We start from the raw sequence: 9,680 nt of genomic DNA on the forward strand, positions 1-9,680 counted from the left end.
TCAAGATGACGCTGTCATGCATCATCTGTGAAAAACCACCCGGAGCCCTCAACTCCGGTCGGCAGGAGGATCGAACGCTACTGCGAAGCCATTGTCCAGCCATCGTGCGACATGACCTTGCATATCGCCAACACGAACAGCCTCTCCGAGGCGCGGGCGTTCAAGGCAGGCGAAGGCGGCGCCGCTGATCGACACGTCGATCACATCCGCCTGGATCACCACGCCGTCACGCAAGCGTATCTTGGCCCGGCCGCGTCCGGGTTTGCGCGGCGCGGTGCGGTCTTCATCCAGCCCCAAGCGTTGCATATTGAAACGCCAGGTGATGGCGTCCGCCAGCCGGTCACGTTTGCGCTGGGAGCCTTGCAGCCGGACGATGAAGCCGGACCGTCCCGCCCGCAGAACCTCGCCTTCCATCCGGCCAAGACCGTCAAACAGCAAGACGACGCGTTCACCCTTTTCAGGCGGGGTTTTGCTGGAGATTCGGGCGCCGCCCGGGGACACATCGACAAGCGTGCAGGTAAATTCCCCTGCGCTGGGAGACAGGCCGCGTCCGGTCAGCGACAGGCGCACACGACGATGACGGCGGCGCTCTTCAGCGCCGCGCGCGGCAATCTTGATTTTCCGGCGGTCCAGCCGGGCGCTCAAATCAACCGGTCGCGTCATATCACCCTCGACTCACACGTGAGGTTAGGGCGCGCACACTTAATATTTCGCTAGTTTAGCTGTCGTTCGCCACACGCAGACCCACGGCTTCGAAACTGGGTGCGGTAAAGGCGGAAAAATGCGGATCCGGGCATTGCGCCGGATGCAAAGCCTGCAGGCGGTGTCTTACTATGGGGCGGCTATTGGCGGGACGCGGGGTCAAGGGCTGATAGAGGCCGAGCACGCGATCCAGCCATCCTTCGGGCCCCTTCAGCGGCAAGAGCGCGATCTCGACCGAGGTTTGCTCGCTATCGAGACTGACTGCTTCAGTCACGAGGCTGGCTGGGGCAGGCGTCGACAGCGCGCCTTCCAGCAAGGCTGAGACATGCGCCCGGTCATGGCCTTGCCATAGCGACAGGAAATTCTGATCGCGAAACTCGCGTTGATGCATCCGGCACAAACCGGTTCCAGCCAGTCGGAACACATGGTGGCCCTGATCCATGCGGCGCAACAAGAACAGGTTCGCCAGCAACGTCCCCAGATCTTCCGGAGCGATATCCGCGCGCTGCGGCGCAGATTCGCCGCATCGACGGGCTTCCCAATAGGCCAGCAGTGTCTTTGTGTTGGGGTGCTTCACGCGCCGTCCCTCTTCTTTGGTCTTTCCGGCGTCCCTCTCAGAGCCCTGAAAAGGCGCGGCGCCGAACTTGACGAGACAGTTTGCAAGGGGCTTGCCAAACCCCTGAGACAGGCGGTTTTTCCATGTTGATAAGCGCGGCGCCCGTATTCGGCCTCGGTCTTGCAGGTAGGAAGGGGAATGAGAACGGAGACCGCCATGCGCGTTTCAACACGATACGCTTCCGCACTGGCCGCCCTGGCGGCGGGCCTTCTGGCGTCCGCGGCGCTGACCGCGCCGGCGCTGGCTGTGACCCTGACCGGCTCTGGCGCTGGCGACCCGTGCTGCGCCCCGCCGCCGCCGCCCAATCCGTGTTGCACCCATCCGGGCGGGCCGGTGATCGGAACGCCCAGCATCAATATCGGCGCACCCAGCGTTCATGTGGGCGGAACAACCGTCAATGTGGGCGGGGTGACCGTTAACAGCTCCGTCAACGTCAATGTCAGCGCGACCGCCAGCGCCGGAGCGACAGCGACAGCATCCTCAGGTTCAGGCGCCACCATCTATTATGGCGGCGGCGGTTATTATGGCCGCGGCACGGCGCCGGCGGCGAGCATGGTCTCCGGTCTGCGTCTGGCCGGTGAAAGCGAATATGAGCTCTATTAAGAAGAGCGCTCGCGCTGGGTCGAGGAATGGCGGCTGGTCCGCGCCTATTGCATGGACGACAGCGGCAATCCGCATCCCGCTTCGCGTCCGGACCCTGATGAACGCGTGACGCCCGACTTTGACGGCGAGATCTTCCGCTGCGTCGCCGGCACCGCGCTTCAGGCGACCTTGGGCTGGCGCGAAGAGGGGGAAGATCGTTTCGACGGCGTCTCCATCCAGTGTCAGAAAGGCGAGGCGCTGCGCTATGGCCGGGGCGGAGAGCTGTTTTGCGCGCCGCAGGAGCATCGCCGCAATTGTAATGAGCGCTCGCTGCTCCGTTTACATGGTCCGGGCGTGAAGCTGATCTGGTATCGCTATGAAGAGCATTACACCGAGACTGTCGAGCGCCGCAGCGAACGCTATGAGCGCAGCTCGATGACCCTGATGCTCGATGGCGGCGTCGGCGGATACCACTAAGCCTCCATCTTCAGCTTGACTGACAAACCCCGCAGGATCCGCCTGCGGGGTTTTTCGTGCGCTTGGTGCGGAAGCCGGCTGTCATCATACGTGCTGTCTGGAGATGATGTTGGATAGTGGTTCAGCAGAGTCGACTCTCGTTTGAGGCGATCTTTGATTCCCCTCTCGTCAACCGTCTGCTACTTCTTGAGAAATGAGATTCGAGACAGGGGCGGTCTGTTGGATATTCATGATCTTGAAACATTCGCGGATGCCTTGAAGGCGAAATTCGCGCTGCCTGGGGCAGCTTCGCCGGAAGATCAATTGAAACCATTGGTCGCCGAGCTGGTTGTGGATACCGGCGCGAAATACGGGCTGACGGTCGAAACCCGGACCGAAACGCATTTATCCGAACACAAGGTCCGCCCTGACATTGCGATTTATGTTGGTGGGCTGATCTGCGGTTATATTGAGTTGAAAGCGCCCGGCCTCGGGGCCGATGCGCCGAAACTGAAAGGCGAGCACAACAAGAAACAATGGGCTAAGCTGAAAGGTCTTCCCAACCTGATCTATACTGATGGCCGCGACTGGGCGCTCTATGAATCTGGTGAGCGGCGGGATGGGCACCCTATTGTTCGCCTGACCGATGACCCAACCGAAGAGGGCAAGGCTGCGACCAGCAAGGCTGATGCCGAGGCATTGGGGCGCCTGTTCCGTGATTTTCTGGGCTGGAAGCCGGAGGTGCCGCACCAACCGACGCCCCTTGCAGAATACCTCGCCCCTCTGAGCCGCTTCCTGCGGTCCGAGGTCGAAAACGCGCTGGACCTGCCCGGCTCTGCCGTCGGGCTTCTGGCGGGGGAATGGCGGCAATTTTTTTTTCCCGATTCCGACGATGCCAAGTTTGCAGACGCCTACGCCCAGACTGTGACCTATGCGATGCTGCTGGCAAGGCTGTCAGGCGCTGAAAAGCTCGACCCGACCGAAGCCGCCAAAACGCTTGATAAGAATAACGGCCTGCTCGCCCGGACCCTCGAATTGCTGGGCCAGAAGGCGGCACGCGATGAATTGGTGGTCGGGTTCGAGATGTTGAAGCGCTCGCTTGAAGCGCTTGACCCCCACGACTTCCTGAAATCGAAGCCTGATCTCTGGTTATATTTCTATGAGGATTTTCTTGCTGCCTATGACCCCAAATTACGTAAGGATTATGGGGTCTACTATACGCCACGTGAGGTCGTGGAATTGCAGGTTCGCCTTGCTTCTGAACTCTTGGAAAAGCGGTTCGGCAAGAAGCTGGGCTTCGCTGACGATGGCGTGGTGTTTCTCGATCCAGCTGTAGGCACAGGCACCTATCCCGTCGCGGCGGTGAAGCACGGGCTGGAAAAGGTGCGCAAGAGGTCCGGCCCCGGCGCGGTGCCCGCCCGCGCGCGCTAGATGGCCGAGAACATGCACGGGTTCGAGGTGCTGGTCGGCCCCTATGCGGTCGCCCATCTGCGCCTGACGCAGGCGCTGGAAGGCGCGATGAACGACGCCAAAGCGGCGGCGGGCGAGCCCGAGGAGAAGCTCGGCAAGCGGTTGAACATCTATCTGGCGGACACGCTGGAAAGCCCTACCAAAGCCCCGCCCGGTGGGCTGGACTTAACCCATAAGGCGCTGACGCAAGAACACGAAGCCGCGCGCAAGGTGAAGCAGGGCGGTGATATTCTCGTGTGTCTGGGCAATCCGCCCTATGACCGGCAACAGATTGACGCAGACGACACCACAACGAAACGGAAGGGCGGCTGGGTCCGGTTTGGCGACCAGATCGAAGGCGGCGCAAAACAGGAAGAACAAGGTGAACGCCCGATCTTTCGGGACTTTACCGAACCGGCCACCAACGCCGGTGCCGGGGTGCATCTGAAGAACCTTTATAACGACTATGTCTACTTCTGGCGCTGGGCGCTCTGGCGTCTGTTCGAGCAACAGAACTGCGGTGGAGTCGTGACGTTTATTACCGCGTCGAGCTATCTGGCCGGGCCGGGCTTTATCGGTGTGCGAGAGGTGATGCGGCGCACCTTCGATGAGCTTTGGATTATTGACCTTGGTGGCGACAATCTCGGCACCCGCAAGACGCCCAACGTGTTTAGCATCCAGACCCCGGTGGCCATCGCCATCGGCGTTCGGGCGGCGAAGCCTTCGCCCAACAAATCCGCAATAGTCCGATATGCGAAGATTGACGGGCCGGACCGTGACAACAAGCTGACGCAACTCGAAGCCGTCGCGGATTTTGCCGGCTTGGTATGGCGCGATTGCCCCGGCGATTGGCACAAGCCGTTTCTGCCCGAGGGTAAAGGGGATTTCTTTGATTGGCCGATGTTAAGCAATCTGTTTCCGTATCAAAGAAGCGGCACAATGACAGGGCGGCCATGGGTAATAGCTGAGACCGAGGAATTACTCAGAACTCGCATTCACCGGCTGTTTAGCGCCTCTAAACCGGATAAGCCGAAAATTTTTAAAGACAATAATTATCGTAAGGTCAAAAATATATATCGTCATCATTTATCGAATGATAAATTGGTGCCACTGGTGGAACAGAAAGGCGATTCGCATATAAAAATTAGTGATCTTCTGTTCAGGCCATACGACCGACAAAAGATTGTAGAGGACATTCGTTTCATTGATAGAATGGGCGAAATACTTTGGGAGGTTAATTCTACAAGCCAAATTTATTTAACGCATCTTGCTTCTGCGCCATTGGGTGAAGGGCAAGCGCTTGCAGTCAGTAGCGCACCTCCAGACAAACACGCGTTTCGCGGATCGTTTGGAGGAAAAGACGTGATCCCCCTCTACCGGGACGCCGCCGGAACGGAACCGAACGTGACCGCCGGTCTGCTCGATGCCCTTGGCGCGGCATACGGCGCCACGCCGGATGCCGAGGACCTTGCGGCCTATGTCTATGCCCTGCTGGGCGGGCAATCCTATACCCGGCGCTTCTGGAATGAGCTTGAAACGCCCGGCCCGCGCGTCCCGCTGACCAAGGACGGCAAGACCTTTGCCGAAGCCTCGAAGCTGGGGCGCAAGCTGATCTGGCTCCACACTTATACCGAACGGTTCCGGGGCAAGGATCGCGGCGATGAGGTGCCGCAGGGCAAGGCCACCACGATAAAGGGCGTGTCCGCCGATCCGGCGCACTACCCGGTCGAATACGCCTATGACGAGGCCAAGCGCGAGATCGTCGTGGGGGATGGCCGGTTCGGCCCCGTGTCGCCGCAGGTCTGGGAGTTCGAGGTATCGGGCCTGAAGGTCGTGCAGTCGTGGCTGGGCTATCGGATGAAGAAGCGTGCTGGCAAGAAATCCTCGCCGCTCGATGAAATCCGCCCCGAACGCTGGACCGCGCGGATGAGCGACGAATTGCTGGAACTGCTTTGGGTGCTGGAAGCGACCCTTGCGATGGAGCTGGAGCTTGAAGCCGCGCTCGACAAGGTCGTGGCCGGTCCCTGCTTCGCCGCCGCCGATCTGCCCACGCCCACGCCCGAAGAGCGCAAGGCGCCAGGGAAAGCCGCGTCGTCGGGTGCTCAGCTGGATATGTTTGGCGAGCAAGACGATGTCGATCAGGACGAAGAAGACTGAACGAAAAAATGGCCGCCCCAGGGATGAGGCGGCCAGTCAGTTGGGTGGGTATTTGTTGTTTAGGCTTAGTTCCCGCGGGTCTGTGTCGCGAAGGTCGCTGCGTTGCCCACGGCCGTGGCTGAACTGGTGAGCGTGCGCACCTGACCGTTCTGCACCGTGACGGCGCTGGCGCTGACGGCGCCGGAATTGATCTGATTGATCTCGCCCGTCACGCCCACCGGGCAGGTGGCGCAGACATAGGCCGATTGCGCATTGCCGATGGCGGTGGCGTTCAGAACCGAGCCCAGGCCCGCGCCCGAGCCGCCATCATAACCGCCCACCATGGAGACATTTGCGATCACATCGCCGGAATTGGTTTGCTGGACGCCGGAATAGGTGTTTGCGCCGATTGTAGAGGTCAGGACTGAATTGCCCACCGCGTTGGCGGAGCCTGTCGCATAACCATTGGCGAACTCACCCGCCAGAATCACGGTGTCAGAGCGCACTTCGCCTGAATTGGACTGCACGCCGCCCACCTGGCTGTCGCCATAATCGTTCTGGAAAGTGGCGGTGTTGCCCGCCGCTTGCGACGCCGCCGTGACGCCATAATCCGCATTTCCGATCTCGGCATAGGCGGTCGACGTCGTGGATCCCGATTGGGACTGATCAAGCGTCAGCACCGATTCCTCATCCTCGGCGGTCGAGAGCAGGCTGTTGCCTGCTGCGACTGCACCAACGACGCTGGTTTCGATCTCGGCGCCTGCCGCTTCCACGCGCGCTTCGGCGCTTGAATCCGCCGCGCTGCTCTGGCGAATCGACAAGGTCTGTCCGCCTTCCGCGCTGGTCTGGATCGCATTGACGGCGCTTGAGGCGGTTTGCACGGTGTGCGCGGCATAGTCAGAGATGCGCAGGCGTGACAGCGCGTTGACCTGTCCGGCTTGGGCGGTTTGCTCAAGATCCATCGCCAGAGCGCCGGTCTCGACACCCGCCGTCAGGGCGTTGCCCTGAGCGGTGGCGGTGCTGATGACGCTGGCCCACACCCCGTTCGCACTCAGTAGCGAGCTGGCGCTGACCGAGCCGTCGAGATTTTGCACGCCGGAGATTTCGCTGTCGCCAGAGAGCGCGCCCGTGCCGGAATTGCCTTGCGCCACAGCCGTGGAGATCATGTCCCGCACGCCGTCCGCACTCTGATTGTCTTCACTTAAGACAGGGCCGGTCTGGTCCTGATCGAGCTCGACCTTATTGATAGGTTCCGCGAAGCTGGCTGCGGATATCAGAGTCGCGGCGCTGGTGCCCGCGATCAACACTCGTGCGAGCCTGGACATAAGGAGCCTCCGTGGGGGCGTAAGCGGTGTTCAGCTGAACGCCGCCGGTAATGTTGGACGGGCCGATCGGGTCGTTGAAGGAGCAGACCTGCTCTGGCGCGACCTGGTAAAGCTGGGAGGAAATCTCCAGCACGGCGCGCTCGACGACCGAACGCACGGCGAGCTGGATCGGCTCCAGCGAGCGACCGCCCGCTGACGCATCCAGTACCACATCGCCAAAGAAAGCGAAGACGCCGGCTGACAATTCGCGGCCGATGATCTGTTTTTGGTAGGAGACCACGTCGACCACTTCCAGCGTCCGCGAATCGATGAGACGCAGGTCGAGGCCCACATTCATCACATACATGCGGCGCGAGAACAGGCCCGACGGATCTGAATCCACGCTGTCGCCCGCCAGAATATCCTGCCCGTTCGAGCGGATATTGGCGTTCAGCTCGGTGATGCCGCCTACCAGATAATAGTCAGAGCCGGGAATCGAGCCAGCGTAAATCTGACGATAGCCGTCCTGCTCGGCGGCGTCGCCGATCAGCTGGTTGTTGGCGTAACGCAATTCCAGCTCGGCGACCGACGTATCAAAACGCTCCACAAGACGCGCGCCCGCCTTGGCGAAGGCGCTGATCGCCATCAGGGACGCGCCCTGGGTGACGCGGGTGCCGCCTTCAGGGTTCATCTGGCCGGTATAGTCCGCGATCCGGCCCACAGCGACGCGCGGCGCCGCCTGGCCATGCTGACGCGCATACCCGGACAAACACACCAGAGCGTCGGAATAAGGCGTCGGGTTTGGGGTCACGGGCGCGTTGCCGGTGGGCGTGGCGTACAGCCCGTCAGACCCCGGCGTCGAGGTGGCGCAGGCTGTCAGCGACAGGGCGGAGACGGCTGCGGCGAGGAGACGCTTAACGATCATTGGCGGACGCTCCTTGCGTGGTCTGGTTTTCAGCGGTCGCGGCCACCGCGCCCGCATTGGCGGTGATGTCGCCGGTATTGGTCTGGCGGTTGTTGACGACCACGGTGTTGTAATTGCCGTTCACCACCACATTGAGCTGGTTGCCGATGGCGCTGGCGCCGGCCGAGGCGAACAGGCCTGATTGGGTTTGCGTGTTCAGGGCGACGCCAGCCGAGCTCTGCGCGAAGGCGCTGGTCTGGGCCGAGACGCCGACACCGGTCTGGATGACGCCGTTCAGCACGACCCGGTTGCCGCCGCTGCGGGCGCCGACATAGGCTTGGTTTTCCGCGCCATAGGCCTGACCATAGGGCCGCGTCCAATCGGACGGATTGGGAGCGGTGGACTGCGCCAGGGCGGCGGAGGCTGCGAAAATCACGGCGCCGGAAGCGCAGAGCCAGACTTTAAGCTGACGGGTCATGCCTTAAGTGTCCTCTTTGAAGACGGTTTGCGTTTCGGGCTGCAATGGCCGTGCCAGACTGATCGCCTGCCAGGGAAATTCGCCATGAGCGCCACACCGCCGCCGCACTCTTCAGAGGATCCGTCTGGAAGCGACCCGAATCCGGACCCTGGGCCCAAATCCCGCGAACCTTTGTTCAATGGGTTGCCGGGCGTCGTTCTGGTGCTGGGAGCGGTGATGCTGGGGGTCCAGATCGCCGAGTCGATGGCGGCCGGGCAGGGCGGGCTCGCCCATGGTCTGATCTATTGGGCGGGAACAGTGCGCACCGGCGCGACCGCAGAGGCCTTTCCCCCGGCGCCGGGATTCGGTCTCAGCCCTTATGTGCTGCACGTCTTTGTCCATTTCGGCTGGGCGCACCTCTTGATCAATCTGGGCGCGCTCGCGGCGTTCGGTGCGGTGTCTCGCGTCCCATTCGGGCCCGGTTTGCGGGGCGATCTGGGATTTCTGGCGTTCTTCTTCGCCTGCGCGATTGGCGGCGCCGTGCTCCATCAGCTCACGCATATGAACGCGCCCTCCATCATGGCGGGATCTTCGACCGCGATCTCGGGATTGCTGGCGGCGGCGGGCTGGGTGAGGGGCGGACGCGCCGGCATGTTGCGACTCGCCGTGCCCTGGCTCTTGATCAATCTGGGGATCGCTGCAGCGGGGCTGGTGTTTCCCATCCCGCTGGCCTGGGCGGGACATGTGGGCGGGCTATTGGTCGGAATGGCGGCCTATCCTGTGTTCGTCCGTTATTTGCAGGTCCGTCCGGCCCTCTGAAAATCACGCAGGCTCAAGCACAGCGTTTGAAGCGCGAAGGCTCTTCTGATTATACTCTTATGACAAGAAGTCAGGGAGGTCGCCATGACCGCTGTGCGTATACTGGACGACAAGGGGGCGACGGTCTTCACCATCCGCCCGACGCAGAGCTTGCAAGACGCCGCTGCCGCGCTCACCCAATACAAGGTGGGCGCCGTGATCGTGACGGGAGCGGACCAGGAGCCGGTGGGCGTTTTCTCTGAGCGTGATCTCGCC

The 9,680-nt window shown here is 61.7% G+C and carries 11 protein-coding genes (1 of these 11 cut by a window edge); 6 read left to right on the forward strand and 5 right to left on the reverse strand.

Going from position 1 to position 9,680, the window contains the following annotated elements:
* Positions 1-48: 48 nt before the first annotated feature.
* Together ACQ66J_RS12250 and ACQ66J_RS12255 are read right to left on the reverse strand one after the other, a co-directional pair.
* Positions 49-663 (reverse strand): PilZ domain-containing protein, encoded by a 615-nt coding sequence (locus ACQ66J_RS12250; protein WP_375549494.1) that lies wholly within the window; start codon positions 661-663, stop codon positions 49-51.
* Between the two features lie 55 nt (positions 664-718).
* Positions 719-1,279 carry a PAS domain-containing protein gene (locus tag ACQ66J_RS12255; RefSeq protein ID WP_430431849.1) on the reverse strand — a complete coding sequence of 187 codons (561 nt, stop codon included), beginning with the start codon at positions 1,277-1,279 and terminating at the stop codon, positions 719-721.
* 195 nt (positions 1,280-1,474) lie between these two features.
* Between ACQ66J_RS12255 and ACQ66J_RS12260 the strand changes: the two genes are divergently transcribed.
* The 4 genes from ACQ66J_RS12260 to ACQ66J_RS12275 all read left to right on the forward strand — a co-directional run bounded on the left by ACQ66J_RS12260 (position 1,475) and on the right by ACQ66J_RS12275 (position 5,962).
* Positions 1,475-1,921, forward strand: a complete 447-nt coding sequence (locus ACQ66J_RS12260; protein WP_430431850.1) for a hypothetical protein — start codon at positions 1,475-1,477, stop codon at positions 1,919-1,921.
* Positions 1,922-1,972: 51 nt separating this feature from the next.
* Complete coding sequence (locus tag ACQ66J_RS12265) at positions 1,973-2,377, forward strand: hypothetical protein (protein WP_430431851.1); 405 nt, start codon at positions 1,973-1,975, stop codon at positions 2,375-2,377.
* Between the two features lie 219 nt (positions 2,378-2,596).
* The gene (locus ACQ66J_RS12270) at positions 2,597-3,787 is read left to right on the forward strand and encodes an N-6 DNA methylase (protein WP_430431852.1); all 1,191 of its coding nucleotides are present in this window, start codon (positions 2,597-2,599) and stop codon (positions 3,785-3,787) included.
* Entirely contained in the window at positions 3,788-5,962 is a 2,175-nt protein-coding gene (locus ACQ66J_RS12275) for a type ISP restriction/modification enzyme (RefSeq protein WP_430431853.1), read from the forward strand.
* Between the two features lie 65 nt (positions 5,963-6,027).
* On the opposite strand, the gene hfaD is transcribed toward ACQ66J_RS12275, so the two are convergent.
* From hfaD to hfaA, 3 genes are read right to left on the reverse strand one after another with little or no spacing between them, the layout of a single operon-like run.
* Positions 6,028-7,266 (reverse strand): holdfast anchor protein HfaD, encoded by a 1,239-nt coding sequence (gene hfaD / locus ACQ66J_RS12280; protein WP_430431854.1) that lies wholly within the window; start codon positions 7,264-7,266, stop codon positions 6,028-6,030.
* Complete coding sequence (gene hfaB / locus ACQ66J_RS12285) at positions 7,181-8,170, reverse strand: holdfast anchoring protein HfaB (protein ID WP_430431855.1); 990 nt, start codon at positions 8,168-8,170, stop codon at positions 7,181-7,183. Before hfaB ends, hfaD begins: the two co-directional genes overlap by 86 nt.
* A complete protein-coding gene (gene hfaA, locus ACQ66J_RS12290) occupies positions 8,160-8,627 on the reverse strand; it encodes a holdfast anchoring protein HfaA (protein WP_430431856.1) in 468 nt (155 codons plus the stop codon). The genes hfaB and hfaA overlap by 11 nt, the downstream gene beginning before the upstream one ends.
* Before the next feature lie 84 nt (positions 8,628-8,711).
* Here hfaA and ACQ66J_RS12295 point away from each other — a divergent pair, with 84 nt between their 5' ends.
* Positions 8,712-9,425, forward strand: a complete 714-nt coding sequence (locus ACQ66J_RS12295; protein WP_430431857.1) for a rhomboid family intramembrane serine protease — start codon at positions 8,712-8,714, stop codon at positions 9,423-9,425.
* An 84-nt stretch (positions 9,426-9,509) separates the two neighbouring features.
* Positions 9,510-9,680, forward strand: the start of a protein-coding gene (locus ACQ66J_RS12300) for a CBS domain-containing protein (protein WP_430431858.1). Its footprint extends 261 nt past the window's final position; 171 of the gene's 432 nt are visible here — the first part of the coding sequence; it begins with the start codon at positions 9,510-9,512; its stop codon lies beyond the right edge, outside the window.

Origin of the sequence: Oceanicaulis sp. (assembly GCF_965284345.1) — a bacterium.
Lineage (GTDB): Bacteria > Pseudomonadota > Alphaproteobacteria > Caulobacterales > Maricaulaceae > Oceanicaulis > Oceanicaulis alexandrii_A.

Bases quoted from the DNA above. Each gene is read 5' to 3' on its own strand.
- ACQ66J_RS12265 (WP_430431851.1), top strand. From the start codon at position 1,973: ATGGACGACAGCGGCAATCCGCATCCCGCTTCGCGTCCGGACCCTGAT.
- hfaB (WP_430431855.1), bottom strand. From the start codon at position 8,170: ATGATCGTTAAGCGTCTCCTCGCCGCAGCCGTCTCCGCCCTGTCGCTG.
- ACQ66J_RS12250 (WP_375549494.1), bottom strand. From the start codon at position 663: ATGACGCGACCGGTTGATTTGAGCGCCCGGCTGGACCGCCGGAAAATC.
- hfaD (WP_430431854.1), bottom strand. From the start codon at position 7,266: ATGTCCAGGCTCGCACGAGTGTTGATCGCGGGCACCAGCGCCGCGACT.
- ACQ66J_RS12260 (WP_430431850.1), top strand. From the start codon at position 1,475: ATGCGCGTTTCAACACGATACGCTTCCGCACTGGCCGCCCTGGCGGCG.
- ACQ66J_RS12295 (WP_430431857.1), top strand. From the start codon at position 8,712: ATGAGCGCCACACCGCCGCCGCACTCTTCAGAGGATCCGTCTGGAAGC.
- hfaA (WP_430431856.1), bottom strand. From the start codon at position 8,627: ATGACCCGTCAGCTTAAAGTCTGGCTCTGCGCTTCCGGCGCCGTGATT.
- ACQ66J_RS12275 (WP_430431853.1), top strand. From the start codon at position 3,788: ATGGCCGAGAACATGCACGGGTTCGAGGTGCTGGTCGGCCCCTATGCG.